Here is a 26,224-nt window from a genome sequence, read left to right on the forward strand (position 1 = left end):
TCGTCCTCCCCTCGCGATATCTCCTACCTTCGCGAGGTGGCGAGGGTGCGAGCGGGGTCGACGCACAAGGTGGAGCCGACGACGGGACTTGAACCCGTAACCGCCCGATTACAAGTCGGGTGCGCTACCAATTGCGCCACGTCGGCAGAGTGCCCAGTCTATCGAGGGCTTCCGTGCCCCGATAAACCGGCCGAACTCAGGATGTCGGGGTCGGGGTGGGCGTCGCGTAGTACTTGTCCGAGTCGATCGTCAGCACGAACTGCGCGAACTCCTGGGCGCTGTCGACCGACCCGACATACACAGCGTCGTTGACGAGGACGAGCGGGGTACCTGTCAGCGGAGTGCCGTCGGTGCCGGGGATCTCATCGATCGCCCGCTCGGTGGCATCCTTCGCCCACGTGAGGTAGTCACCGTCCTCGATGCACGCGCGCACGACCTTGGGAGACTGCACGCCGGATGCCTGGGCGATATCGGCCAGCTCGGTGTCGCTGAATCCGTCGGAATCCACGTCGGGTTGCTGGGTCAGCAGCGCGTTGTTGAAGAGGTAGAAGGCGTCGGGCGCATAGGTGGCGACGCACGCCGCCGCCGCCGCGGCTCGCAGTGAGTACTTCGTACCGTTGGACTTCGCCGTCAGGAGCGCAACAGGGTAGTAGGTCAGCGTCACGGCATCGTCTTCGACCCACGATGAGAGCTGTGAGGCATTCGCCGCCTGGAACTGCGCGGATGCGGGAGACAGGTAGTCCACGTAGACGCGGATCTCCACCTCGGCGGCCGAGGTCTCGGTGGGAGCGGGGGCGGCCTCTTCCGTCGCTGCCTCTTCTCCCCCGGTGTCACCCTCCACGGCCTGCCCGGCTGCTGAGACGCCGGCGACCGAGGTGACCGTGAAGCCGTCTGCCGTCGCGCTCAGCGGTGTGAGCGTGGTCTTGCTCGCGTCTCCGGTGACAGCCAGGGTCACCGACACGCCCACAACGGCCACAACGGCCACAATGCCGACGCCGATCAGCCCTCCGCGGATCCGGCGCGCACGACGCTGCTTCGCGTGCACCTGCTGCGCCTTCTCACGCACGGCTCCGCGACGATCACGCGTCGCCGGCACCTGGGGGGATTCGTCGTTGGACATGACACCTCTTACACACAGACGGGGGTCGGGTCGTGCCCGACAAGAGGCCGAGGGTTGCGGCCATCGGCACGCTGAGAACTCACGCGGCCGACCTCGATGCTAGCCAGCCTGGCTGAGAAAAACCCAGACATCGCTCACACTCAGGTTGACGTGAGACACTTGGGGTGCGCCCGATGACGTGCGCAGGGGACATCACCCCATCACCCTCACAACGGATCGTCCGGCACGTACCTGCCGGTGAAGGAGAAGAAGAAATGGCGTCAGTCACCTTCGACAACGCAACCCGCCTCTACCCCGGCGGCGTCCGCCCCGCGGTGGACAAGCTCAACCTCGAAGTCGGGGACGGTGAGTTCCTCGTTCTGGTCGGCCCTTCCGGCTGCGGAAAGTCCACGTCGCTCCGCATGCTCGCCGGCCTCGAAGAGGTCAACTCGGGTCACATCCGCATCGGCGACCGCGACGTCACGGACGTCCCGCCGAAGGACCGCGACATCGCGATGGTGTTCCAGAACTACGCGCTGTACCCCCACATGACCGTGGCCGAGAACATGGGCTTCGCCCTGAAGATCGCCGGTGTCAACAAGGATGAGCGCGCCAGCCGCGTCCTCGAGGCCGCCAAGCTCCTCGACCTTGAGCAGTACCTCGACCGCAAGCCCAAGGCTCTCTCGGGCGGTCAGCGTCAGCGTGTCGCGATGGGCCGTGCGATCGTCCGCCAGCCCCAGGTCTTCCTCATGGACGAGCCGCTGTCGAACCTCGACGCCAAGCTCCGCGTGCAGACCCGTACGCAGATCGCCTCGCTCCAGCGCCGCCTGGGCGTCACCACGGTCTACGTCACCCACGACCAGACCGAGGCGCTCACGATGGGTGACCGGATCGCCGTACTCAAGGACGGTCTGCTGCAGCAGGTCGGCACCCCGCGCGACCTGTACGAGTCGCCGAAGAACGTCTTCGTCGCCGGCTTCATCGGCTCCCCCGCCATGAACCTGTTCCCGCTGGAGATCACCGAGGGCGGCGTCGACTTCGGCACCCACCTCATCCCCGTCGAGCGTGAGGTGCTCGCTCAGGCGACCGGCACCGCCGTCACCGTCGGTGTACGCCCAGAGGACATCGACGTCGCCCCCGCCGACGGCCGCGGCCTGCCCGTGACCGTCGACCTGGTCGAAGAGCTCGGCGCCGACGGCTACCTCTACGGCCACGCGGATGTCTCGGGCAAGCGCATCGACATCGTCGCTCGCGTCGACGGCCGCAACCACCCGAACGCAGGCGATGTCGTCACGCTCGCCCCGATCCTCGACCACGTCCACCTGTTCGACGCCGAAAGCGGCGATCGCCTGGGCACCAAGGCCGTCGCTTCGGCCTGACATCCACACGCAACACGGCGGTGCGAGAGAATCCCTCTCGCACCGCCGTGTGCTTTTGCCGGAGGCATCCATGACGAACCAGTTGACGATCACTGCCAGCACGGTCGAGCCCGCCCTGCTGGAGCTCCCCTGGGGCACGCCCCTCGCGGACTGGCCCAACGAGACGATCGTGTCCCTCCCCAAGGGCATCTCCCGTCACCTGGTGCGGTTCGTGAACCTCTCGGGCAGAGTCGTGGCGGTCAAAGAGACCACCGAGGCGATGGCCCGCCGCGAGTACGACATGCTCGGCAACCTCGCCCGCCTGGACGCACCCTGCGTCGACCGCGTGGCAGTCATCGCGGGGCGCCGGGATGCCGACGGTGAGCCGCTTCCGGCGGCGCTGGTCACCGCCCACCTGAAGTTCTCCCTGCCCTACCGCGCACTGTTCACCCAGGTGCTGCGCCCCGACACGGCGACGCGCCTGGTCGACGCCCTCGCGGTGCTCCTGGTGCGCCTGCACAATGTCGGCTTCTTCTGGGGCGACGTGTCACTGTCGAACACCCTTTTCCGCCGAGACGCCGGTGCTTTCGCCGCCTACCTCGTGGATGCCGAGACCGGCGAGCTGCATGAGGCCGGCCTCACCCCGGGCCAGCGCGCCCATGATCTCGACGTCGCCCGCACGAACATCGCCGGCGAGATCATGGATCTCGAGGCCGGCGGGCGCCTCGATCGCGGCGTCGATGCGATCGAGATCGCCGACGGCATCATGTCGGCGTACGCGTCCCTGTGGCGGGAGCTGACCGAGATCGAGACCTTCGACGCCGCCGAGGCCTGGCGCATCACGGAGCGCGTCGAGCGCCTGAACGAGCTCGGCTTCGACATCGGCGAGATGTCGATGTCGGCGACCGTCGATGGCGCACGCGTCTCGATCCAACCGAAGGTCGTGGATGCCGGTCACCATCAGCGGCGCCTGCTGCGCCTGACGGGACTCGACGTCGAGGAGAATCAGGCCCGGCGTCTGCTCAACGACCTCGACGATTTCCGCGCACGCCGCACCCGACTCGAGGGGGACGAGGAGATGATCGCCCACGAGTGGGTGACGCGTGTATTCGAGCCGGTGGTTCGCGCCATCCCGTTCGAGCTGCGGGCGAAGCTGGAACCTGCAGAGGTGTTCCACCAGCTGCTCGAGCACCGTTGGTACGCTTCCCAGGCGCAGGGCCGCTCGATCCCGCTGGCTGAGGCGCTCACCAGCTACATCGACAACGTGCTGCGTTTCCGTCGCGACGAAGCGACGGTGATGGGGCCACCGACGGACACGATGGCGATTCCGCTGGTCACCGACGTGATTGCGACGCGCAGCCCCTCGATCGGACCGATCGACTGGCGCGATCTGGTCTGACCGACGCGCGCCACTCGCACGCGGGTCAGTACCCGACCGTGAAACGCTCCCGCACGTGCTTCGGGCTCTCGATCTCATCGATGACGGCGACCGCGAGATCCGCGCCCGAGATGAAGGACTCCCCCGCCTCATCGACCACCAGCACATCGCCGCCGTCGCGGTAGCTCCCGGTGCGCTCACCGGGGTTCCAGGCACCGAAGCCGCCGGCCGGATGAATGAGGAACCAGTCGCGCCCGGACGAGTCCGCCTGCAGGTCCTCGAGAACCCCGATCGCCTCGAACGCCTCGGGCTTGAACTCGTCGGGGAATCCGGAATCGATCACGCGCGGACCACCCGGGGCGACCAGGCTTCCGCCGGCGCCGCCGATGACGCCGATGCGCACCGACCCCGGCAGCACGGAGTTCAACTCCTCGACCGCCGGACGCACCTTGCCGAGCATGTCGCCTCGCCCGGGAACGGTGATGATCACGACATCCGCACCCTGGATCTCGGTGACAAGACTCGGGATGTCCAGGAGTGATCCCTCGATGTACGACGCGCCATGCACGCGATCGGCCGCGACCGAGCGTGAGACCGCCACCACGGAGTGCCCCCGGGCGATCGCTTCGGCGACGATGTAGCGACCGGCGTAGCCGGTTCCTCCGATGACAGCGATGTGGGCCATGTGCGTCCTTTCGTCTCCGCCGCACGGGCGGTCGTGAGATGCAAGCGCTCGGTGCGGCGAGGTATTCCCTCGTCCCCGCACGCGAGGGAGATCAGGGTGTCGCGGCGCGGAACGTCGACACCTGGTAGAGCGCCACGGATGCCGCGATTCCGGCGTTCAGCGACTCGGTCGCCGCCGAGATCGGGATCGAGACGATCTGATCGCAGGTCTCGGTCACCAGACGCGAAAGGCCCTTGCCCTCGGAGCCGACGACGATCACCACCGGGCGCTCGGCGAGCTCGAGAGCCGGCAAGGAGACGTCCCCGCCGCCGTCCAGGCCGAGGATGAACACCCCCTGCTTCTTGAACTCCTTGAGCGTGGCGGTGAGGTTCGGCGCGAGCGCGACGGGGATGCGCGCCGCCGCGCCGGCCGAGGTCTTCCAGGCCGCGGAGTTCACGCCCGCCGAGCGCCGCTGCGGGATGATGATGCCCTGCCCACCGAAGGCCGCCGTCGAGCGGATGATCGCGCCGAGGTTGCGGGGGTCGGTGACGCCGTCGAGGGCGACCAGAAGCGGTGTGGCACCGGTGTCGATGACTTTTTCGAGCAGGTCCTGCGGGTGCTCGTACGAGTAGGGCGGCACCTTGAGCGCGACGCCCTGGTGCACCCCGTCGAACCCCGCCATGCGATCGAGCTCGGGCCGTGTGACCTCGAGGACGGGGATCTCGCGGTTGCCGGCCAACGAGAGCATCTCCTTGACACGGTCATCCATCTCGACGCGCTGGGCGATGTACATCGCGGTCGCGGGGATCTTCGTGCGAAGCGCCTCGAGCACCGAGTTGCGCCCGGTGACGATCTCGGTGTCGTCGGCCTGTTTGGGCCGTCCCCCGCGATTGGGGTGGGACCCTGCGACTCGCTGCCCCTGTCCCGGCCGACCCTTACCACCGGCGGCCGCGTACCGCTCCTGGGCGGCCTTGCGCTTGCCTGCGACATGCCAGGCGCGATCCTCGGCCTTCGGGGTGGGCCCCTTGCCCTCGAGGGACTTGCGACCGTTGCCGCCGGATCCCTTGACAGCGCCCTTCTTGTTGGATTTGCGTGCGCCGGGGCGCCCTGGCTTGGTCATGAGAGGCTCCAGTGGGTTCCGTGAGGTGTGTCTTCGAGAGTGATACCCGCCGCCGCGACAGCGTCACGGATCCTGTCGGCGGTGGCCCAGTCCTTCGTTTCGCGCGCCCGCGCGCGCTGCTCGATCATCGTGCGCACGAGCGTATCCAGCGCACCGATCTCCGGCCCGCCACCGCCGCCGCCCCACTGCGGGTCGAGCGGATCGACGCCGAGGATCCCGAGCATGACGGCCACGTCGGCGAACGCCGTCAACGCCGCCGATGCATTCTCGGCGTCCAATGCGGAGTTCCCTTCGCGCACGCGCTCGTGCACGACGCCGAGTGCCTGCGGCACACCGAGGTCGTCATCCATCGCCGCCACGAAACGCGCGGGCGGCGCCGCGTGAATGATCGTGTCGCGGTCGGCATCGCGCAGGGTGCGCAGCGCACGCTCGAGGAAGGCACGGATGCGTTCGATCGCCGCCTCAGCCTCATCGAAGGCCTTGTTCGAGACATCCAGGCTCGAACGGTAGTGCGCGGCAAGCAGGGCATAGCGCACCACCACCGGCGCGCGCTCGGCGAGGACGTCGGATGCGAGCACGAAATTGCCGAGCGACTTCGACATCTTCTGCCCGTCGACGGTGACGAGGCCGTTGTGCACCCAGTAGCGCGCGAAGGCGTCGCCGGCCGCGCTCGACTGGGCGAGTTCGTTCTCGTGGTGCGGGAAGCGAAGGTCAAGTCCGCCGCCGTGGATGTCGAACTCGGGTCCGAGGTAGCGACGCGACATGGCCGAGCACTCGATGTGCCATCCCGGTCGCCCCCGCCCCCAGGGCGAATCCCACGCCGCATCCGCCGGCTCGTCGGACTTGGTTCCCTTCCACAGGGCGAAATCCCGCGGGTCGCGCTTGCCGCGCGGCTCGGCGTCCGCGGCCGGCTCCATGTCGTCGATCGACTGGCGGGTGAGTTCGCCGTAGGCGGCCCAGGAGCGCACGTCGAAGTACACGTCGCCTGCGGCGACCGAATCGGCGGGGGCTGCGTACGCGTGCCCCTCGGCGATCAACTCCTCGATGAGCGCGATCATCTGCGGGATCGAGGCCGTGGCCCGGGGTTCGTAGGTCGGCGCGAGGATCCCGATGCCCTCGTAGGCGGCGGTGAACTCGCGCTCCATGCGATAGGCCAGCGCCCACCACGGTTCGGCATCGGTCGCGTTCGCGAGGACCTTGTCGTCGATGTCGGTGACGTTGCGCACGAACGTCACTCGTCCGTAGCGGTGGGCAAGCCACCGACGCAGGATGTCGAACGCCAACGCCGCGCGTAGGTGCCCGATGTGTGGCCCGGACTGGACGGTCGGACCGCAGACGTAAACCGTGACGTTCGCGGGATCCAACGGGACGAACTCCCGCAGCATCTGGGCGCGGGAGTCGTGCAGCTGGAGGCTGCCGGTCCCCGCGGTCTGGTCGATCGTCACGGATTCCAGCCTACCGGCGCGACCATCGCCATCCCTGATGGCTGGCACAGCCGAATCGCCGTCTCCGATGGCGTGTACAAATGAACCGTGCTGCCCGTCCTCGCCGTCATCGCCGCCGCGGTGCTGTTCGGGACGACCGGCACCTCTCAAGCACTCGGCCCGGACGGGACCACCCCGCTGGGGGTCGGGGTCGCCCGCCTGGCGATCGGTGGCTCCGGTCTCGCCCTCGCCGCACTTCCCCTTGCGATCCGCGCCCGGCGGCGCACCCGCGCCCACGCTGAAGCGCCGCCACGGTTCACCCCCGGCGCCGTGGCGCTCATGGCCGCAACGGGCGTGTGCCTCGCCCTCTACCAGCCGCTCTTCTTCCTCGGAACCGCGCGCAACGGCGTCGCGATGGGTACGGTGATCGCACTGGGATCGGCTCCCGTGCTCGCCGGCCTCCTCGAATGGTCGCTCACCCGCCGCCGTCCGACCGGGTGGTGGATCCTCGCGACGGCGCTGGCGACGGTCGGCGTCGCGCTCCTCGCCGGCTCCGGCGGCTTCTCGACCTCGGGGACCGACCCTCTCGGCATCCTCGGGAGCATCGGCGCCGGCGCATCATTCGCCGTGTTCGCCAACATCCAGAGGCGTCTCATCGATCGGGGTTGGGATCCGTTCACCGTGGTGGCCGCGATGGGCGCATCCTCCGGTCTCGTCGGCATCGCCGCCGTGCCGTTCGTCGATCTCTCATGGATGTCGACACCAGGCGGGCTCGTGATGGCGCTGTGGCTCGGGCTCGGAACGACGAGCCTCGCCTACATCCTGTTCACCTGGGGCCTCACCTCCCTGACGGCGGCCACGGCCGCCACACTCACCCTGGCCGAGCCGCTCACGGCGACCCTCCTCGGGCTCGTTGTGCTCGGCGAACGACTGGCACCGCTCGCACTCCTCGGCATCGGCGTCCTCGCCGCAGGCCTCGTGGTGCTGGCGTGGAGCAGCCGCGCACACCGCAACCCGCCGGCCGTCCCCCTCGAAGTCTGAGAGTGCCACGATGGACGATCTGAGGATTCAGGAAGACGACCTGTCCGGAGAACCGACGCGCGCCCTCCTGCGCGAGCACCTGGAGCGCATGCGACAGATCTCTCCGGAAGAGAGCTGCCATGCGCTCGACCTGAGCGGCCTCGAGGGCGCTGCGGTGACCGTGTGGTCGGCATGGATGTCGGGCGAGATCGCCGGCACGGGAGCCCTCACGATGCTCGATGCGCACAATGCGGAGCTCAAGTCTATGCGCGTGGCCGACGCGTTCCTCGGCCGCGGGGTCGGTCGCGCAATGCTGTCGCATCTGATCTCCGAGGCCCAGGCGCGCGGGGTGGGCAGGCTCTGGCTGGAGACAGGCAGCACCGCGGAATTCGTCCCCGCGCTGCGTCTCTACGAGAGCGCGGGGTTCGAACGGTGCGCGCCGTTCGGCAGCTACCGCGAAGACCCGCTGTCGGTCTTCATGACGCGCCTGCTATGACAAGCGCGTGCTGCAGACCCTTAGGCGGGCACCACCAGAGCGACCGCAAAAGCGGCCACGCCGTCCCCGGCGCCAGTGAATCCCAATCCGTCGGTCGTCGTGGCCGACACCGAGACCGGCGCCCCGCCGAGCGCCGCCGACAGCACCGCCTCGGCTTCGCCTCGCCGCGAGGAGAAACGCGGCCGGCGGGCCTGAACCTGCACGCTCACGTTGCCGATGCGCCATCCCGCCTCACCGAGGAGGGCGGCCGTGCGGGCGAGGAAGGCGTCGGCGTGGGCTCCGGCGAATTCGGGGCGGTCGGTGCCGAAGTGCGTGCCGATGTCACCGAGCCCCGCTGCCGCCAGCAGGGCGTCGACGATCGCGTGGGCCACGGCATCACCGTCGGAGTGCCCCGAAAGCGCCTCCTCTCCCGGCCACTGAAGCCCCGCCATCCAGAGCGCACCCACGCCGCCGAACGCGTGGACGTCGGTGCCGATCCCCACCCGCGGAAGGAGCGTCGGGGCACCGATGCGTGTCGCGACCGGCGCGATCGGCGCAACCAGTCCACGCGCACGCGCAAGATCGGCGGGGGTCGTGATCTTGAAACCTGCCTCGGCCCCGACGACCGTGGTCACCGCGTGACCGGATGCCGCCACCAGCGCAGCATCGTCGGTGTACTCGTCCTGCGCGTTCGTGTACGCGTTCTCCAGGATGCGGCGCCAGAAGCCCTGCGGGGTCTGCGCCGCGGACAGCTCGGAGCGATCGACGGTGCCGACCACGCGATCGTCCGCGACGCGCTTGATCGTGTCGACGACGGGAAGCACCGGAAGAACGGCTGCAACACCCGTGTCGAGCATGTCGACCACGCGCGCGAACACCGCCGACGGCATCAGTGCGCGCGCCGCGTCATGGATGAGGACGAGTTCGACATCGCCCCACAGCGCGGCGAGCCCTGCCGCGACCGATTCCTGGCGGGTCGCACCGCCGGTGACGACGCTCACCAGATCCCGTCGGTCACCCGCCGCTTCGTCCGCGTCGGTGAGCGCGTCTCCCTCGTACCCGGCGGGAGCGACGACGACGACCTGCGCGGCCGGTCCGTCGAAGACGTTCCGCAGTGCGTGACGCAGGATCGTATGTTCGTCGAGCCCGACGAACGCCTTGGGCGCTCCGGCATCCAGTCGCGTGCCGGAACCGGCGGCGACGACGATGACGGCCACGCGCGGGACCGGGATGATGCTCACGGCTTCACGCTAGCGCGAACGGCCGTATCCGCATCGGATGTCTCAGGAGGCGAGAACCTCGTCGAGAAGAACGCTGGCCTTCTCTTCGTCGGTCTTCTCGGCGAGCGCGAGCTCGGAGATGAGGATCTGCTTGGCCTTCGCGAGCATGCGCTTCTCACCGGCCGAGAGCCCCCGGTCCTGGTCACGGCGCCACAGATCGCGCACGACCTCGCTCACCTTGATGACGTCGCCCGAGGCAAGCTTCTCAAGGTTCGCCTTGTAACGGCGGGACCAGTTGGTCGGCTCCTCGGTGAAGGGCGCGCGCAGCACGTCGAAGACGCGCTCAAGTCCGTCCTTGCCGATCACGTCACGAACGCCGACGAGGTCGACGTTCTCCGCCGGGACCTCGATGATCAAGTCGCCCTGGGTGACGTTGAGCTTCAGGTATTTCTTCGCCTCTCCCTTGATGACGCGTTCCTTGACCTCAATGATCGTTGCCGCCCCGTGGTGCGGATAGACAACCGTCTCGCCAACCTCAAAAAGCATGGAGTTATATCCCTTCAGCAAACTCCAGGATACCACAGGGCGCATACGCTAAGGTTCGCCCCCCACCCCGTGCGGGCGGGGCGTGGCTGCCCTCAGTCAACGTGAAGGTGGTCACCGCGAACCCCTAGAATGCATGTGAAGCTGTCATCCGCTCAAGGAGGATCCGTGAAATCTCGCCTCGTCGCATCTCTGGTTGTCGGCGGTGCTCTCGTCCTCGGAACGACCGGGTGCAGCATGATCTCGACACAGGCGACCACGATCGAGTACGCCGCCGCCGAGGGTGCGAACATCCCCGACACAGCCGGCCCCGTCCAGGTGCGCAACGCCTTCATCGTCGCCAATGAGGAGGGCACGCTCGGCAACTTCGTCGCAGCGCTGGTCAACCGCACCGACAAGACCGAAGTGCTCTACATGGAGTTCGGTGAGGACAAGGTCGCCGAGAAGGTCATCGTGCCGGCCAACACCATCATCAGCCTCGGCTCCGACTATGACGAGCCGCTGCTGGTGAGCGGGATCGACTCGAAGCCGGGCAGCGACATCGCCGTCTCGTTCCAGTCCGGCGACGGCGTCACCTGGGTGCAAGCCATCCCGGTGCTCAACGGCGACCTCGACTACCTCGCACCGCTGGTCCCGTAGGCCCCACACGCCATCCGGACACGGATGACAGCGACGGCGCTCCTTGTCGGGAGCGCCGTCGCTGTGTGGCGTCAGGATTCGAAGCGGTAACCGAGGCCGCGAACGGTGACGAGCATCCGCGGTTCGCTCGGATTCTCCTCGATCCGCGACCGGATGCGCTTGATGTGCACGTCGAGCGTCTTGGTGTCGCCGAAGTAGTCCGTTCCCCAGACGCGATCGATCAGCTGACCGCGAGTGAGAACACGTCCGGCGTTGCGCATCAGCACCTCGAGCAGCTCGAATTCTTTGAGCGGCATGCTGATCTCGTCACCACTGACGGCCACCGTGTGGCGATCGATGTCCAGGGTCACACGCCCCCCGTCCAGAACGCGGTCATCGAGGTCCGACTCCGCCGTCGACAGACGCCGCAGCACAGCGCGCATCCGTGCGAGCAGCTCACGCGAGGAGTACGGCTTGGTGACGTAGTCGTCGGCACCGAGTTCCAGTCCCACGACGATGTCGACCTCGGTGTCCTTGGCCGTGAGCATGATGATCGGCACCGCCGAGGTGGTGCGAATCTGGCGGCAGACCTCGGTGCCCGACATCCCGGGAAGCATCAGGTCCAGCAGCAGGATGTCCGCCCCGCGCTCGCGGAAGGCCATGAGCGCGGCCGGGCCGTCCTCGGCGATCTCGACCTCGTAGCCTTCGCGGCGCAGCAGGTAGGCGAGCGGGTCGGCGAGGTCGGGTTCGTCCTCGACAAGCAGCACGCGGGTCATTCGGTGTCTCCGTTCTTCGACGCGGCGGCGCCGCTGCGCGCAGATGCGCGCTCTTTCTTGAGCTTCTTCTTGCGCGCCGGCTTGCGCGGTGGGTCATCTGTGGGGGAAGGCACCATCGGCAGCACGATCGTGAAGGTCGAGCCTCGACCCTCTCTGGACCACAGCCGCACCTCACCGCCGTGGCGCTGCACCGCGTGCTTGACGATCGCGAGCCCGAGCCCGGTGCCGCCGGTGCGCCGCGACCGCGCCTGGTCCGCACGGTAGAACCGCTCGAACACCCGCTCCTGCTCGGCCTCGGAGATGCCGATTCCGCGGTCGGTGACGGCGATCTCCACGTATTCGTCAGCGGGTTTGATGCCGATGCCGACGCTCGAGCCCTTCGGGGAGTACGCGATCGCGTTGGCGATGAGGTTTCCCACCGCTTCGCTGAGTACCTGAGCGTCGCCGCGCACGTGCACACCGCGTGCGCCACCTCGCACGAGCTGCACGCCCGCCGACTCGGCCTGCACCGTGTGGGCCTCGACCGCCGACGCGACGATCTCATCGACCGAGACGACGCGCTCGTCGTTGAGCTCGTCGGCGGCCTGCAGACGCGAGAGATTCATGATGCGCGAAGTGAGGGTACCCAGGCGATGGGCCTCGGCACTCAGCCGCGACGCGAAGTTGCGCACCTGATCGGGATCGTCCGCCGCCGACTCGATCGCCTCGGCCAACAGGCTCACCGCACCCACCGGCGTCTTGAGTTCGTGGCTGGTGTTCGAGACGAAGTCGCGGCGCATCTGCTCGACACGTTCGCGCTCCGTGATGTCTCGCAACACGAGGAGGGTGAGCCGCTGGGTCAGCGCCGTGGCGCGCACCGTCACCAACCGGATCTCGCCGGGCGCCGACCCCCGCCGGACCCGCAGGGTCGTCTTGGATGCCACATCGGACTCGCGCGCGCGCCGGGCGACCGAGCGCAACTCGTGCGTCGGGAGCAAACGCCCCTCCTCGAAGCCGAACATCGCTGCCGAGGCGGAACCCGCGATGACGATTCCTGCCGCATCAAGCACGATCGCGGGGTCATCGAGCCCCTGCAGCACGACACGTGCTCCTTCGGGAATGTCCATTCCCAGTCCGTACTCGCGCCGCTCGCGCTCGCGCAGCGCGAGGAAGATCACCGCCGTCAGCGCAACACCGATGAGGACCCCCACGGCGAGGCCCAGCAACGCGAACTGCGCCGGTGTCATGCGACCAGCGTAGATCGCCCGCTCCCCGGGTGCCGTGTTGATTCGCGGTAGCCTCAGGTCAGCCGTTGCACTATTCACCCGTGAGGCACTGTCCGTTAACCTTCGGTGGCGAGAATCACCGGGTCGTGGGCACGTGGCCCGACGGCGCCCAGATGAAAGGGATCGGAATGCGCGAAGTCTTCCACCAGTCGCTCGAGGACGTTCAGGGTCGCCTCGTCGAACTCGCGGAACTTGTCACCATCGCGATCGAGAAGGCGACGGGCGCGTTCGGCACGAGCGATGTCGCGCTCGCCGAGCAGGTGATCGAGTCGGACGCCGAGATCGATGAGAAGGCGCACGACCTCGACGAGCTGGTCATCGAGATCCTCGCCCGCCAGCAGCCCGTGGCCCGCGACCTGCGTATCGTCGTCATGGCGCTGCGGGTGAGCGCCTCGCTCGAGCGAATGGGTGACATCGCCGAGCACATCGCGCAGCTGACGCGTCTACGCTTCCCCGAGCGCGCAGTCCCCCGCGGGCTGAAGTCGACCTTCGACAAGATGGGCACGCTCGACGTGGCAGCGGCCAAGAAACTGTCAGAGCTCCTGCGCACCGAAGACCTCACCCTCGTGGACGACATCCGCGACATCGACGCTGAGACCGACGACCTGCACGTGAGCGTCTTCGAGAAAGTGCTCAGCGACAGCTGGGCGGGCGAACCGTCCCAGACGGTGGATGCGACGCTCGCCAGCCGCTACCACGAGCGCTTCGTCGACCACGCCGTGTCTGTCGCGAAGAAAGTCCAGTATCTGGCCGAGGGTGGCGAGTTCTACCCCACCGGGGAGACCACGAACGTCTGACGGTACTCGTCAACAAGAAGAGCGGATGCCGATCGGCATCCGCTCTTCTTGTTGGTCGGGTCCGCCGACTACTTCTTGCCCTGCGCCGCGACGGCCGCGGCACCCGCTGCTGCGGCCTCAGGGTCGAGGTACTCGCCCGGGCCGAGGGGGGCGAGGTCCTCGTCCAGCTTGTAGACGAGGGGAATGCCCGTGGGGATATTGAGCTCGGCGATGTCATCGTCGCTGATGCCCTCGAGGTGCTTGACGAGGCCGCGCAGCGAGTTGCCGTGCGCGGCGACCATGACGGTCTTGCCGGTGCGCAGATCCGGTGCGATCTCTTCCTCCCAATACGGCAGCAGGCGATCGATCACAAGCTTGAGCGACTCGGTGCGGGGCAGCTCACCGTCGATGTCGGCGTAGCGCGGGTCACCGACCTGGCTGAACTCACTGTCGTCGGCCAGCAGCGGCGGCGGAACGTCGAACGAGCGACGCCACAGCATGAACTGCTCGGGACCGAACTCCTCAAGGGTCTGCGCCTTGTCCTTGCCCTGCAGCGCACCGTAGTGGCGCTCGTTGAGTCGCCATGAGCGCTTGACGGGGATCCACAGGCGATCGGCGGCATCGAGCGCGAGATTGGCGGTCTGGATGGCGCGGCTCAGCAGCGAGGTGTGCACGACATCCGGGAGCACCCCCTGCTCGGCGAGAAGCTCGCCGCCGCGCGTGGCCTCACCGCGGCCCTGGTCGGTCAGGCGCACGTCCACCCACCCGGTGAAGAGGTTCAGCTCGTTCCACTGGCTCTGGCCGTGGCGAAGAAGGATCAGCGTGTAGGGCTCGGTCATAGCCCGATGATATCGACCTCCGGTGTCCACCCGCGGCACGATCCGCGGCACCATGGACGCATGGCCCGTTCGTCCGCTCCCCTCGGTCAGCCCACCCGCGGGACGACCGGTACGAATCGGCTCCGTCGCGTCGACAGGTGGATCGCCCGTCACCCGTCGCTCCGCGCGATCCCGAGCCCGCTCGTCGTGGATCTCGGGTACGGAGCGAGCGGCGTGACCGCGCTCGAACTCGCCGCGCGCCTGCGGGATTCCGCACCGGATGTCGAGGTGCTGGGGTTGGAGATCGACCCCGCTCGCGTTGACCGTGCGCGCTCCCAGCTCGAACGCCTGCGCGCCGGGGCGACACCCTTCGCCGCAGACCTTCGGGTCGACTTCGCGCGGGGTGGCTTCGAAATCCCCGCCCCACGCCGTCCGGCGGTGATCCGGGCGTTCAATGTTCTCCGCCAGTACGACGAGGGCGATGTACGCACGGCATGGGAGCAGATGACCGCGCGGCTGCATCCCGAGGGCGTGCTCATCGAAGGGACCTGCGACGAGATCGGCCGCATCATGACCTGGATCGACATCGGCCCCGACTCCCACCCCCGCACCCTCACTGTCTCCCTGCGGCTGGCGGGGTTGGATGCGCCGTCGGTCGCCGCCGAACGCCTCCCCAAGGCCCTCATCCACCGCAACGTCACCGGCGAGCGGATCCATGTCTTCCTGTCCAGCCTTGACCGCGAGTGGGAGCGTGCGGCGGCCATGGCGGCGTTCTCGCCGGTGCAACGCTGGCGGGCTGCACTGTCGGCTCTCGATCGACAGGGATGGCCGCTGCGCGGACGTCATCGCTGGCGCCTGGGGGAAGTCACCGTCGACTGGGAGGCCGTCGCGCCGGCGTGACGCAGCCGACGTGCCTCAGATACGAGGAACCGCCGCTGAGGCTTCGGCGTTCGGCATCCCTGCGGCCGCGAGCAGATCGACGGCCAACGGACGGAGGGCAGCGATGAGGTTCTGGTCGCCGAGCCCGGCGTCAGGCAGAATCGCGCGGGGATCCAGTCGCGCGGCGACCGAGCGCAGCTTTTCCCGGGCGATGGGCTCAAGGGAGATGTCCCGCAACGACTGCGCCAAGAGGTCGGCGCCGCGAGCGAGATCCGCCAACACATCGGCCGCGACCGGTCGGGGCTCCCGATCATCCGTCAGGTAGACGCTGCGTCGCGCGATGACGCGAATGTTGCGGCAGGCGTAGTCCATCGCGTGACAGATGCGCTCGTGGCGAGCGATCTCGAATCGCTGGGAGCGCAAGAAGGGCGCGATACGGGCGATGGCGCGCCCCGATTCGAGCGCAACCCGCCACTCATCGACGGGGCTCTGCAGGGCCCGCGCCTTCTCCAGGCTGCGCTCGGCACGCAAACGATCGCCTCGCCGTAGCGCCCGGATGAGCGTGTCGTTCGCGCTCGCGTACCCGGCGAACAGCGCGTCGCCCGCGCGAAGTTCGGTGCGCAGCGGACTGCGCGGGAGCAATGCCGTGGCCAGGAGCGCCGCGACCGCCCCGACGGCACCGTCCGCCAGGCGCGAGAGCGGCGCGTTGGTCGGCATGATCATGACGATGATCGACTGGATCGCCGCTGCCAGCGCGAACGACGGTTGCGGAGCCAGGAACCGCGCGATCGCGAGGGTCGCCCCCAGACTGATCGCCAGCTGCCACCACCCCGATCCGACGAGCAGGAGCAGCACCTCCGCGACAAGGATGCCCACGAGCATGCCGATGACGGTCTCGAGCACACGACGGGGGCGCGCGTCACGGACAAGCCCGAGGCTAGAGATGGTCACGGTCGCGGCCAGCAGCGGCGCCGAGTGGCCGAGGACGTAGTAGGCGAACGCGTAGGCCGCGGTCGCAGCGACCGTGATCTGCACGATCGCGACCCAGGAGTCTCTCAGGCGCGTCCAGCGCGGAATCGGATCCAGCGGCGTCCACCAGCGGGTCTGCACGGGGACCGTCAGCGGCGCCGTGTCCGGCAGCGTCCGCCGACGCTGGTCGCCCTCGCCGGTCATCTGGTCGGCGGCTCGGCGACGGTGCGGCGCGACAGACGCGTGATGCGCGGGACGGATGCCGCGGCCCCGGCGTCAGCGGGCACGATCTGCTCGAGGGAGGCGGCGACGGGGCCATCGGGCGCATCGACGAGGACGTCGCCGTCGGGGGCGCCCCGCCGGACGATGGCCAGACCGATCGGGCCGTCCTCGTAGTGCAGCGCGACCGAGGTCAACACCCCCACGACAGCGTCCCCGGCACGGATCTCCGACCCCGCCCCTGGCAAGACACTCGACGAACCGTCCAGGTGTACGGCGACGATGCGCCGCGGCGGGTGTCCGAGGTTGTGGACCTTCGCGACGGTCTCCTGCCCCCGGTAGCAGCCCTTCGAAAGATGCACCGCGGTGCGCATCCAGTCGAGCTCGTGCGGAAGCGAGCGCTCGTTGACATCGGCGGCGAGGCTCGGCCGCCATGCGGCGATGCGGAGGGCCTCGGCGGCATACCGCCCGGCGAGCGACAGATCACCCGCAACGGCTGCGCCCAGAATCCTCTCGCGCTCGGGCTCGTCGACGATCACCTCGACCCAGTCGCGCTCGGCACCAGGGTGCTCGGCAAGGGCGTAGCCGTGGCCACCCACCGCGACGCGAGGCCAGGGATCGGTCCACGCCACGGGAATGCCGTTCGGCGCGGCCGCCGCCACGGCCGCTGTTGCCGCTGCGGTTCCCGCGAACACGCTGAGCTCGCTCGCCTCCCGTACCTCCACGCGCATCCGGAACCGCATCCGGTTCAGCCAGCCCGCAAGCGCACCGGTGTCGACGGTGTCAGCGATCAACCAGGTGGTGACGCCGTCGTCCAAGACCGCGGCGGCGTGCTCGATGTGCCCGTGCGGGTCCAGAACAAGCAGTTCGGTGCTCACGCCCGGCTCGAGCCGGGCCAGCGCCTGTGAGGTCAGCGAATCGAGCCAGGTCAGCCGATCCTCGCCACCCACGGCGATCACCGCACGATCCTCTCGCGGTGCGAGAGCACGACCCTGGGCGAGGAGGCGCTGCTCGACGAGCGGGTTGCCGAAATGGAGGACGCCGCCGACCGTGTCGTCGACCACGGCTCCCGACACGGAGGCGAAGCGCGAATCGGCCATCAGTCTGCCTTGGCCAGGCGCGCTGATGCGTGCGAGCCGAGGTCCGCACCCAGCGCCGCGATATCCCACGCCCACAGCAGGTGCCCATCGACCAAGCCGTACATGCGGGTGGCCGCTGCATAGGGCTTGGCGCCCGCGGCGCGCACGACCGCGTCGGTGGCCAGATCGATCCGCGGGCCACGGATCTCACCGAGGTACAGCTCGCTCACGCCGTCGGAATGGACGATGGACGCCTGGAGCTCAAAGCCGCCGGAAGGCGTGCGCAGCTTCTCGAGGTCCTCCGCCGTGCGCTGCTCGGGGAGTGCGCGCGCCGGCAGGAGACCCGGGCCGGGATCGGCATCCGTCGCGGGACGCGCCACACGCCAGAACCCGACCTCGGAAACCAGTGCGACGTTCGGCTTCTCGGCGTCCTCGCCGATCAGCCACGCGTTTGCCGCGTAGTTGAGGTAGTCACCGCCGTCGTGGCTGAAACTGACACGGTGGGAGAACTCACCGTTGTAGCGGTGCCCGCCCGCCTCGTAGTCGATGACGCCCGTACCTTCCCAGACGCCGATCAGCCACGAAAGGGGGACGAGATCGGCGGGAAGATCGGCTGGCAGTTCGATCACGGCAGCGCTCGATCGCGGCGCGTCAGCGCTGACCGCGATACAGGTTCTTCACGACGACACCCGAGACGAAGACGATCGCGAGCGAGGCAAGTGCCAGAAGGCCCACGAAGAAGAGTTCGAGCGCTACGAGGTCCATGTGCTCCACCTTATCCGCATCGACGCGCGCACGTTCCCCTCACGCCGAAACGAGCCCGCTGAGTCCGAATCCGAGGCTGATGACGCCGAGGATCAGAACGGCGCCCAACACGCTCAGTCCGACGCGGGCGACGAATCCCTGCGCACGACCGGACGCCAGCTGTACGGCGAACGAGACGGCCACCGACAGCCCCGCGACCACGCTCAACCAGGGAACGCGCTGGTCGGCCGGAACCACGAAACCGATGACCGTTCCCGCGACCGCGGCAAGTACCCATACGGTCACGATTCCGCCTGCAGATCGGCGCGGAGCGAGCGCGGGAAGGTTCATCGCCCTATTGTCTCTCATGGACAGGAAACACACGCAACGGCAGTACCCGGACTGCTGACCCATAAACTGGTGATCGCGGTGCCCACGGCACCGGGAGGATGTGACCTTGGCGCAATTGTTGGTTTTGAGCTCCGCACAGGGCGGTGGTCCTGTCCTGCCCTCGCTCGAATTGCTGAGCCACCGCACGCGGCAGATCCCGGCGGAGCCCGCACAGCTGGTCAACGCCCCGAGCGCGGACGTGATCTTCGTCGATGCCCGAACCGACCTCGTCGGCGCGAAGTCACTCTGCAAGATCCTGAACACCACGGGCCTGGACGCGCCGCTGATCCTGATCATCACCGAGGGCGGGCTGACAGCGGTCTCGACAGACTGGGGCGTCGATGACGTGATCCTTGTCTCCGCCGGCCCGGCCGAGGTCGACGCGCGGATCCGCCTCGTCATCGGACGGATGTCGAAAGAGCAGGCCTCCTCGCGCATCCAGACCTCCGGCATCACGATCGACGAGTCGTCCTACTCCGCGAAGGTTCACGGCCGCGCGCTCGATCTGACCTACAAGGAATTCCAGCTGCTCCACTTCTTCGCGACGCACCCCTCGCGCGTGTTCACCCGCGAGCAGCTGCTGAGCGAGGTGTGGGGCTATGACTACTTCGGCGGCACCCGCACCGTCGACGTACACGTCCGCCGCCTGCGCGCCAAACTCGGTGACTTGGAGCAGCTGATCGGCACCGTCCGCAACGTCGGCTACCGCTTCAACGTCTACGAAGAGGATCAGATCCCCCCGCCCAGGGAGCGGCCTGAAGCATCCTGACCTCAGCGTCACCCGCCCGCAGAGCCGACGTTCACACGTCCGACACCTTGCGCTGACAAGATGGCAGGCATGATCGATGATGAGGTGATGGACACCGGTCTCGGATACGAGGACGACGACGATTTCGACCTCGACGAAGTCGACGACGAGTTCCTGCCGGCCAACCGTTACACCGATCGCGAACTGAGCTGGCTCGCTTTCAACCAGCGCGTGCTCGAACTCGCCGAGGACCCCCGTCTTCCCCCGCTCGAGCGCGCGAACTTCCTCGCCATCTTCGCGAGCAACCTGGACGAGTTCTTCATGGTGCGCGTGGCAGGACTCAAGCGTCGCATCGTCACGGGGCTTGCGGTTCCGACCAACATCGGCACGACCCCCCATGACGCACTGGCCGACATCTCGGCGGCGGCGCACGCGCTGCAACTGCGACACGCGGACGCGTGGACCCGACTGGTCTCACCCGCCCTTGCGGAGGCTGGTGTCGAGTTCGTGCGGTTCGAGTCACTCGGAGGCGACGAGCGCGCGAAACTCTACGAATACTTCCACGACAAGGTCTTCCCGGTTCTCATGCCGCTGGCCGTCGACCCCGCGCATCCGTTCCCCTACATCTCGGGGCTCTCGCTGAACCTCGCGATCCGGATCCGCGACGCGCGCACCGGACGCCAGGAGTTCGCGCGACTGAAAGTCCCACCGATGCTCCCACGCTTCGTCGAGGTCTCGCGCGACGGCGACAAGGTGCGCTACATCGCCCTGGAAGAGCTCATCGCCAACCACCTGGGGGACCTGTTCCCGGGCATGGAGATCCTCGACCATCATGCCTTCCGCCTCACTCGCAACGAGGACATGGTCATCGAGGAAGACGAGACGGAGAACCTCATCCAAGCCCTCGAGGCCGAGCTGCTGCGGCGACGCTTCGGACCGCCGATCCGCCTCGAGGTCACGGACGACATGGACGAGGTGACCCTGAGCCTCCTCGTGGGCGAGCTCGACATCACCGCACAGGAGGTCTACCGGATCCCCGGCCCGCTCGACCTGCGGGGACTGTTCAGCCTCGGACGCATCGACCGCCCGGACCTGCGCTACAAGCCACAGGTCCCCACGACGGCGCTGGCATTCCAGCCCGGCGACAACAACGAGCGTGGCGACATCTTCGCGGCGCTGCGCAAGTCCGACGTCATGGTTCATCACCCGTACGAGTCGTTCGCGACGAGCGTCCAGGCGTTTCTGGAACAGGCGGCGAAGGACCCGCACGTCCTCGCGATCAAGCAGACGCTCTACCGCACCTCGGGCGACAGCCCCATCGTCCAGGCCCTCATCGACGCGGCAGAGGCCGGCAAACAGGTGCTGGCGCTGGTGGAGGTCAAGGCCCGCTTCGACGAGGCCGCGAACATCGTGTGGGCGCGCAAGCTCGAGAAGGCGGGCGTCCATGTCGTCTATGGCCTGGTGGGACTGAAGACCCACTGCAAGCTCGCGCACGTCATCCGCGAAGAAGACGGAGTGCTGCGCAGCTACTGCCACATCGGCACCGGCAACTACAACCCGAAGACCAGCCGCATCTACGAGGACTACGGCCTGTTCACCGCGAGCGAGGAGGTCGGGCGAGACCTCACCCGTCTGTTCAACGAGCTCTCCGGCTATGCGATCGAGAAGAAATTCAGTCGACTCCTGGTCGCTCCCCGCCACCTGCGGAAGGGCCTGCTGCGGCTGATCGACGCCGAGCGACGCAAGGCACTGGACGGCATACCCGCCCGCATCCGCATCAAGGTCAACTCGATGGTTGACGAGCAGGTGATCGATGCCCTGTACCGCGCGGGACAGGCCGGGGTGCCGGTCGAGATCTGGGTGCGCGGCATCTGTTCGATCAAGCCCGGCGTGCCGGGGCTCAGCGAGAACATCACCGTGCGCTCGGTCGTGGGTCGTTACCTCGAACACTCACGCATCTTCGCGTTCGGTGCCGCTGGCGATGAAAAGGTGTACATCGGCAGCGCCGACATGATGCACCGCAACCTCGACCGGCGCATCGAGGCACTGATCCGCGTGACGGACGAGACCCAGGTCGCGCGGATGATGACCACCTTCGACCTCGCGATGAGCCCGACCACCAGCACCTGGCGACTCCAGGGGGATGTCTGGACACGGCATCACCTGGACGAGTTCGGAGAACCACTCCTGGATCTGCAGGATCACACCATGGCCGAGGTCCACGGACGTCGAAGGGCACGCGTGACACGATGAGCTCCAACACCGTTTTCGCTGCCGGCGGAGTCCTCTGGCGCATGGTCGACGGGAAGCTCCGCATCCTGTTGATCCTGCGCACGCAATATCGCGACATCTCCCTGCCGAAGGGAAAGGTCGATCCCGGCGAGACCCTCGCGGAGACAGCCGTCCGCGAGATCCAAGAGGAGACCGGCATCCGCGTCGCCCTCGGACCCTCCCTCGGAATGTCGACGTACCACATGCCCTCCAAGCGCGAGAAGATCGTGTACTACTGGGCGGCCGAGGTCTCGGATGCCGCGCTCAAAGCGTCGACGTTCTCGCCGAACAAAGAAATCGCCGCGCTCCATTGGGTCTCGGTGAAGAAGGCCCGCAAGAAGCTCAGCTACCCGATCGACCACGAGATCCTCGACCGCTTCGTCGAGCTGCGCGACGCCGGCCACCTGCGCACCTTCCCCCTCATCGCCTTGCGCCACGCAAAAGCGGTCGGCCCCGAGGAGTGGGATGGAGAGGACGCTCAGCGTCCTCTCGCCGCCCGAGGACGCAAGCAGGCCGGAGCGATCGTCGGTCCGCTGCTCGCCTTCGGCGCGCGGCGCATCATCTCCAGCACCGCCGTGCGCTGCCAGAAGACCGTGGCGCCGCTTGCCGCGGCGCTCGGACGCCGAGCTGAGCTGACCGAGCTCATCAGCCAGGATGCCTGGGCCGCGGGCCGTTCCGATGCTCGCGCCGTCGTCGCAGCGCGGGTGCGCGCCCGCAAGGCCACCGTGCTGTGCAGCCATGGCCCGGTGCTGCCGGACATCGTCGATGAGATCGCGCGGGCCACCGGATCGCAGCGCGACACCGACCTGTGGGGCGCCGGAGCTCTGAGCACGGCATCCTTCTCGGTCCTGCATCTGTCGGTCGATCGCCCCGACTCCGGGATCGTCTCGGTCGAGACGCACCCTTCTGCGCTCTGATCGCGTAGCTCTTGGCCTCCCAGAGGCTGAATCCTGTTCACCTGCCGTTCACCTTCGGCGCCCGATCCCTTAAGGGACGCTGTCTACGGTCTCAGGGAGCCCTGCACCGGGCCGCATCACCACACCCCCGACACAGTGAAGGATTCACAGTGAAGATCACCCGCTTCGCCCAGCTGGGCGCAGTCGCCGCCGTAGCATCTCTCGCCCTCGCCGGTTGCGCCTCGGGCGGCACCGACGGCGGCTCGACCGAGGAGCTCATGTCGGGCCTTTCGGGCACCATCGGCGCCACCGGCGCGTCGTCGCAGACCGCCGCCCAGGAGGCATGGGTCGCCGGCTTCCAGACCGAGAACGTCGACGCCACCGTCAACTACGAGCCCACCGGATCGGGCACCGGCCGCGAGAACCTCATCGCCGGCGCCAGCAACTTCATCGGCTCGGACCGCGCGTTCAAGATCGAAGAGATCGAAGAGAACACCTTCGGCGCCTGCGCCGACGACGGCGCCGCCGGCATCGTCGAGATCCCGGTCTACATCTCCCCGATCGCGATCGCCTTCAACCTCGAGGGCATCGACTCGCTCAACATGACCGCCGAGGTCATCGCGCAGGTCTTCGCTGGTGAGATCACCAACTGGAGCGACGCAGCGATCGCCGACCTGAACGAGGGCGTCGAGCTTCCCGACCTGGCCATCTCGCCGGTCCACCGCTCGGACGACTCGGGCACCACCGAGACCTTCACCACTTACCTCGAAGAGGCTTCGGGCGCCTGGCCGTACGAGGCTGACGGCGAGTGGCCGATCGCTTCGGGCGAGGCCGCACAGGGCACGTCGGGTGTCATCGACGCGACCAAGAACGGCAACGGCACCATCACCTACGCCGACGCGTCGCAGGTTGGCGACCTGGGCACCGTCTCGGTCGGCGTCGGTGGCGAGTTCGTCCCCTACTCGGCTGAGGCCGCCGCGATGATCGTGGACTCCTCGCCGCTGGAGGAGGGTCGCACCGAGGGCGACATCGTGTTCGACATCGACTACGCCACCGAAGAGGCCGGCGTCTACCCGATCGCTCTGGTCAGCTACGAGATCGGCTGCGTCGAGTACGCGGACGCCAACGTCGCTGAACTCGTCTCGGCCTACTTCACCTGGATCGCCAGCGCTGAAGGCCAGGACGCCGCCGCCGCGAACGCCGGCTCGGCCCCGATCTCGGACGCGCTGCGTACCCAGATCGACGCCGCCATCGCGCTGATCGGCTGATAACACCCCTCATGACCGCCCCGTTCGGTACATTTTCGGATGTACTGAACGGGGCGGGCTGAGCGAGAGGGCCGGTTTCCACCCGGAGCTCGCGCTGAGCCTGACATCCCGGTCTCAAGACAAAGGACTTTCCACAGGTATGGCTACGACCACCGACCCGGCGCCGCAGACCGCGGGCAAGATCCATGCACGCCGGCGACCCGGAGATGTCGCGTTCTCGGGAACTGCGCTCGGCGCCGGCATCCTCATTCTTCTCGTCCTGGCCTCGGTCACGGTCTTCCTCGTCATCGAGTCCATCCCCGCCTTCACGGTTCCGGCGGACGAGAATCCGATCCTGAAGGGCGTCTCGTTCCTCGAGTACGTCTGGCCGCTCGTGTTCGGCACCATCTGGTCGGCACTGCTGGCGCTGCTGATCGCGTCGCCGCTCGCGATCGGCATCGCGCTGTTCATCTCGCACTACGCACCGCGCAAGGCCGCCGCCGTCCTCGGGTACATCATCGATCTGCTCGCCGCGGTGTCCTCAGTCGTCTTCGGCCTCTGGGGCGGGCTGGTGCTGGCCGGGTTCGTCCAGCCCTTCTACGTCTGGCTGAACACCTATCTCGGCTGGTTCCCGCTGTTCGGCGGGCAGGTCTCGGCCACGGGCCGCACGATCCTCACCGCGGCCCTCGTCCTGGCCATCATGATCCTCCCCATCATGACCGCGATCTGCCGCGAGGTGTTCCTGCAGACGCCCCAACTGCACGAAGAGGCAGCGCTCGCGCTCGGCGCCACGCGCTGGGAGATGATCAAGATGGCCGTGCTGCCCTTCGCCCGCGGGGGCATGGTCTCAGCCGCGATGCTGGCCCTCGGTCGCGCGCTCGGCGAGACGATGGCGGTCACAATGGTGCTCTCGGTCTCGGGCGTCATCACCTTCGAACTGCTGACCGCGACCAACCCGTCCACCATCCCGGCGAACATCGCGCTGAATTTCCCGGAGGCCTACGGCGCCGGGATCAGCGTGCTGATCGCCACCGGCCTCGTGCTGTTCGTCGTGACCTTCGCGGTCAACGCGGTGGCCCGCTGGATAGTGAATCGCCGCGCTGAGTTCTCGGGAGCGAACTGATGTCCACCGCCTCTGTCGCCCCGGCCGCGAAGGTCAACCACTACGCGAACGGCCGCCTGCCGCGCGGCACCTCCTGGCTGCTGCTGATCGGCTCGTGGCTGGTCATGGGTGTGGTCTTCTGGATCCTCAATCTCGAACAGCCCGTCGAGAACTACAACGTCGTCGCCGTCGCCTTCCTCGGCGCGGTGCTCTACGCGATCCTCATCCTCGTCGTGGCTTCCCTCGTCGAGGGCCGCCGCAACGCGATGGACCGCTTCATCACCGCGGTGGTGTCCGCGGCATTCATCGTCGCGCTCCTCCCGCTGATCTCGCTGCTGTTCACGGTTCTCGTCAACGGCATCTCGCGGTTCGACTTCACGTTCTTCAGCGAAACGATGCGCAACGTGGTCGGCGAGGGCGGCGGTGCCCTGCACGCCATCGTCGGAACCTTGATGATCACGCTGGCAGCGACCATCATCTCGGTGCCGATCGGCCTGATGACCTCGATCTACCTCGTCGAATACGGCAACAGCAGCAAGCTCGCCCGCGGCATCACCTTCTTCGTGGATGTCATGACCGGCATCCCCTCGATCGTCGCCGGTCTGTTCGCCTACGCCGTCTTCGTGATCTTCTTCGGCGCCGGGTACTCGTCGGGCATCGAGGGTGCGGTCGCTCTGAGCGTGCTGATGATCCCCGTTGTCGTGCGCTCGTCGGAGGAGATGCTGCGCCTCGTTCCCAACGAACTGCGCGAAGCCTCGTATGCGCTCGGCGTTCCCAAGTGGCTGACGATCGTGAAGGTCGTCCTGCCGACATCCATCGCCGGTATCACCACCGGTGTGATGCTCGCCATCGCGCGCGTAATCGGCGAGACCGCGCCGCTGCTCCTGACCGCCGGCTACACGCAGAGCCTGAACTGGAACATCTGGGACGGCAACATGATGACCCTGCCGGTGTTCGTCTACAACCAATACGCCAATCAGGGCACCAACCCCGACGCCGCACTCTCGCGTGCGTGGGCGGGAGCACTGACCCTGATCCTCATCGTCATGGTGCTCAACCTCGTCGCCCGACTCGTGGCGAAGTTCTTCGCACCCAAGACCGGCCGCTGAACCCGAAGGAAACCATT

26 protein-coding genes and 1 tRNA gene are annotated in these 26,224 nt (G+C 67.7%); 13 read left to right on the forward strand and 14 right to left on the reverse strand.

From position 1 onward, the window contains the following. Nucleotides 1-70 precede the first annotated feature (70 nt). Both ABD206_RS07585 and ABD206_RS07590 read right to left on the reverse strand, forming a co-directional pair. Nucleotides 71-146, reverse strand: a tRNA-Thr gene (locus tag ABD206_RS07585). Nucleotides 147-196: 50 nt separating this feature from the next. Then, complete coding sequence (locus ABD206_RS07590; RefSeq protein ID WP_344071005.1) at nucleotides 197-1,120, reverse strand: DsbA family protein; 924 nt, start codon at nucleotides 1,118-1,120, stop codon at nucleotides 197-199. Between the two features lie 254 nt (nucleotides 1,121-1,374). Between ABD206_RS07590 and ABD206_RS07595 the strand changes: the two genes are divergently transcribed. Then, nucleotides 1,375-2,478 carry an ABC transporter ATP-binding protein gene (locus tag ABD206_RS07595; protein WP_344071007.1) on the forward strand — a complete coding sequence of 368 codons (1,104 nt, stop codon included), beginning with the start codon at nucleotides 1,375-1,377 and terminating at the stop codon, nucleotides 2,476-2,478. A 70-nt stretch (nucleotides 2,479-2,548) separates the two neighbouring features. After that, nucleotides 2,549-3,856 carry a DUF4032 domain-containing protein gene (locus ABD206_RS07600; RefSeq protein ID WP_344071010.1) on the forward strand — a complete coding sequence of 436 codons (1,308 nt, stop codon included), beginning with the start codon at nucleotides 2,549-2,551 and terminating at the stop codon, nucleotides 3,854-3,856. 25 nt (nucleotides 3,857-3,881) lie between these two features. Here ABD206_RS07600 and ABD206_RS07605 read toward each other — a convergent pair whose 3' ends face one another. From ABD206_RS07605 to cysS, 3 genes are all read right to left on the reverse strand, one after another. After that, nucleotides 3,882-4,520 (reverse strand): NAD(P)-dependent oxidoreductase, encoded by a 639-nt coding sequence (locus tag ABD206_RS07605; protein WP_344071012.1) that lies wholly within the window; start codon nucleotides 4,518-4,520, stop codon nucleotides 3,882-3,884. A 91-nt stretch (nucleotides 4,521-4,611) separates the two neighbouring features. Next, nucleotides 4,612-5,619, reverse strand: coding sequence for a 23S rRNA (guanosine(2251)-2'-O)-methyltransferase RlmB (gene rlmB / locus ABD206_RS07610; protein ID WP_344071014.1), 1,008 nt, complete (start codon nucleotides 5,617-5,619; stop codon nucleotides 4,612-4,614). Then, nucleotides 5,616-7,004 (reverse strand): cysteine--tRNA ligase, encoded by a 1,389-nt coding sequence (gene cysS / locus ABD206_RS07615; RefSeq protein ID WP_425561183.1) that lies wholly within the window; start codon nucleotides 7,002-7,004, stop codon nucleotides 5,616-5,618. The genes rlmB and cysS overlap by 4 nt, the downstream gene beginning before the upstream one ends. A gap of 147 nt (nucleotides 7,005-7,151) precedes the next feature. On the opposite strand from cysS, the gene ABD206_RS07620 reads away from it, so the two are divergent. Continuing rightward, complete coding sequence (locus tag ABD206_RS07620) at nucleotides 7,152-8,084, forward strand: DMT family transporter (RefSeq protein WP_344071018.1); 933 nt, start codon at nucleotides 7,152-7,154, stop codon at nucleotides 8,082-8,084. 10 nt (nucleotides 8,085-8,094) lie between these two features. Then, nucleotides 8,095-8,559, forward strand: coding sequence for a GNAT family N-acetyltransferase (locus ABD206_RS07625; RefSeq protein ID WP_344071020.1), 465 nt, complete (start codon nucleotides 8,095-8,097; stop codon nucleotides 8,557-8,559). Nucleotides 8,560-8,579: 20 nt separating this feature from the next. Here ABD206_RS07625 and ispD read toward each other — a convergent pair whose 3' ends face one another. Next, nucleotides 8,580-9,779 carry a 2-C-methyl-D-erythritol 4-phosphate cytidylyltransferase gene (ispD, locus tag ABD206_RS07630; protein WP_344071022.1) on the reverse strand — a complete coding sequence of 400 codons (1,200 nt, stop codon included), beginning with the start codon at nucleotides 9,777-9,779 and terminating at the stop codon, nucleotides 8,580-8,582. Between the two features lie 42 nt (nucleotides 9,780-9,821). Further along, nucleotides 9,822-10,304, reverse strand: a complete 483-nt coding sequence (locus tag ABD206_RS07635; RefSeq protein ID WP_344071024.1) for a CarD family transcriptional regulator — start codon at nucleotides 10,302-10,304, stop codon at nucleotides 9,822-9,824. Nucleotides 10,305-10,469: 165 nt separating this feature from the next. Between ABD206_RS07635 and ABD206_RS07640 the strand changes: the two genes are divergently transcribed. Beyond that, the gene (locus ABD206_RS07640) at nucleotides 10,470-10,940 is read left to right on the forward strand and encodes a DNA modification methylase (RefSeq protein ID WP_344071026.1); all 471 of its coding nucleotides are present in this window, start codon (nucleotides 10,470-10,472) and stop codon (nucleotides 10,938-10,940) included. A gap of 71 nt (nucleotides 10,941-11,011) precedes the next feature. Here the strand turns inward: ABD206_RS07640 and ABD206_RS07645 are convergent, their stop codons facing one another. Both ABD206_RS07645 and ABD206_RS07650 read right to left on the reverse strand, forming a co-directional pair. Beyond that, nucleotides 11,012-11,695 carry a response regulator gene (locus ABD206_RS07645; RefSeq protein ID WP_344071027.1) on the reverse strand — a complete coding sequence of 228 codons (684 nt, stop codon included), beginning with the start codon at nucleotides 11,693-11,695 and terminating at the stop codon, nucleotides 11,012-11,014. Then, nucleotides 11,692-12,921 carry a sensor histidine kinase gene (locus tag ABD206_RS07650; RefSeq protein ID WP_344071029.1) on the reverse strand — a complete coding sequence of 410 codons (1,230 nt, stop codon included), beginning with the start codon at nucleotides 12,919-12,921 and terminating at the stop codon, nucleotides 11,692-11,694. The genes ABD206_RS07645 and ABD206_RS07650 overlap by 4 nt, the downstream gene beginning before the upstream one ends. Nucleotides 12,922-13,088: 167 nt before the next feature. On the opposite strand from ABD206_RS07650, the gene phoU reads away from it, so the two are divergent. After that, a complete protein-coding gene (gene phoU, locus ABD206_RS07655; RefSeq protein ID WP_344071462.1) occupies nucleotides 13,089-13,757 on the forward strand; it encodes a phosphate signaling complex protein PhoU in 669 nt (222 codons plus the stop codon). 68 nt (nucleotides 13,758-13,825) lie between these two features. Here phoU and ABD206_RS07660 read toward each other — a convergent pair whose 3' ends face one another. Continuing rightward, nucleotides 13,826-14,575 carry a phosphoglyceromutase gene (locus ABD206_RS07660; protein WP_344071031.1) on the reverse strand — a complete coding sequence of 250 codons (750 nt, stop codon included), beginning with the start codon at nucleotides 14,573-14,575 and terminating at the stop codon, nucleotides 13,826-13,828. 60 nt (nucleotides 14,576-14,635) lie between these two features. Between ABD206_RS07660 and ABD206_RS07665 the strand changes: the two genes are divergently transcribed. Continuing rightward, on the forward strand, nucleotides 14,636-15,454 hold the full coding sequence (locus ABD206_RS07665) for a class I SAM-dependent methyltransferase (RefSeq protein ID WP_344071033.1): 819 nt from the start codon (nucleotides 14,636-14,638) through the stop codon (nucleotides 15,452-15,454). Between the two features lie 15 nt (nucleotides 15,455-15,469). On the opposite strand, the gene ABD206_RS07670 is transcribed toward ABD206_RS07665, so the two are convergent. The 4 genes from ABD206_RS07670 to ABD206_RS07685 all read right to left on the reverse strand — a co-directional run bounded on the left by ABD206_RS07670 (nucleotide 15,470) and on the right by ABD206_RS07685 (nucleotide 18,795). Further along, entirely contained in the window at nucleotides 15,470-16,606 is a 1,137-nt protein-coding gene (locus ABD206_RS07670) for an FUSC family protein (protein WP_344071036.1), read from the reverse strand. Next, entirely contained in the window at nucleotides 16,603-17,721 is a 1,119-nt protein-coding gene (gene ygfZ, locus ABD206_RS07675; RefSeq protein ID WP_344071038.1) for a CAF17-like 4Fe-4S cluster assembly/insertion protein YgfZ, read from the reverse strand. The genes ABD206_RS07670 and ygfZ overlap by 4 nt, the downstream gene beginning before the upstream one ends. Continuing rightward, nucleotides 17,721-18,329 (reverse strand): nitrobindin family protein, encoded by a 609-nt coding sequence (locus tag ABD206_RS07680; RefSeq protein WP_344071041.1) that lies wholly within the window; start codon nucleotides 18,327-18,329, stop codon nucleotides 17,721-17,723. Before ABD206_RS07680 ends, ygfZ begins: the two co-directional genes overlap by 1 nt. A 175-nt stretch (nucleotides 18,330-18,504) precedes the next feature. Beyond that, nucleotides 18,505-18,795, reverse strand: coding sequence for a hypothetical protein (locus tag ABD206_RS07685; RefSeq protein ID WP_344071043.1), 291 nt, complete (start codon nucleotides 18,793-18,795; stop codon nucleotides 18,505-18,507). A gap of 106 nt (nucleotides 18,796-18,901) precedes the next feature. Between ABD206_RS07685 and ABD206_RS07690 the strand changes: the two genes are divergently transcribed. The 6 genes from ABD206_RS07690 (at nucleotide 18,902) to pstA (ending at nucleotide 26,207) form a co-directional block, all read left to right on the forward strand. Further along, the gene (locus tag ABD206_RS07690) at nucleotides 18,902-19,603 is read left to right on the forward strand and encodes a winged helix-turn-helix domain-containing protein (protein WP_344071045.1); all 702 of its coding nucleotides are present in this window, start codon (nucleotides 18,902-18,904) and stop codon (nucleotides 19,601-19,603) included. A 69-nt stretch (nucleotides 19,604-19,672) separates the two neighbouring features. Then, a complete protein-coding gene (locus tag ABD206_RS07695; protein ID WP_344071048.1) occupies nucleotides 19,673-21,835 on the forward strand; it encodes an RNA degradosome polyphosphate kinase in 2,163 nt (720 codons plus the stop codon). Next, nucleotides 21,832-22,770 (forward strand): NUDIX hydrolase, encoded by a 939-nt coding sequence (locus ABD206_RS07700; protein WP_344071050.1) that lies wholly within the window; start codon nucleotides 21,832-21,834, stop codon nucleotides 22,768-22,770. Before ABD206_RS07695 ends, ABD206_RS07700 begins: the two co-directional genes overlap by 4 nt. A gap of 149 nt (nucleotides 22,771-22,919) precedes the next feature. Continuing rightward, on the forward strand, nucleotides 22,920-24,017 hold the full coding sequence (locus tag ABD206_RS07705) for a phosphate ABC transporter substrate-binding protein PstS (RefSeq protein WP_344071052.1): 1,098 nt from the start codon (nucleotides 22,920-22,922) through the stop codon (nucleotides 24,015-24,017). Nucleotides 24,018-24,156: 139 nt separating this feature from the next. Then, entirely contained in the window at nucleotides 24,157-25,119 is a 963-nt protein-coding gene (gene pstC / locus ABD206_RS07710) for a phosphate ABC transporter permease subunit PstC (RefSeq protein ID WP_344071054.1), read from the forward strand. Then, complete coding sequence (gene pstA, locus ABD206_RS07715) at nucleotides 25,119-26,207, forward strand: phosphate ABC transporter permease PstA (protein WP_344071056.1); 1,089 nt, start codon at nucleotides 25,119-25,121, stop codon at nucleotides 26,205-26,207. The genes pstC and pstA overlap by 1 nt, the downstream gene beginning before the upstream one ends. Nucleotides 26,208-26,224 lie beyond the last annotated feature (17 nt).

The organism is Microbacterium sediminicola, from assembly GCF_039531125.1.
Taxonomy (GTDB): Bacteria; Actinomycetota; Actinomycetes; order Actinomycetales; family Microbacteriaceae; genus Microbacterium; species Microbacterium sediminicola.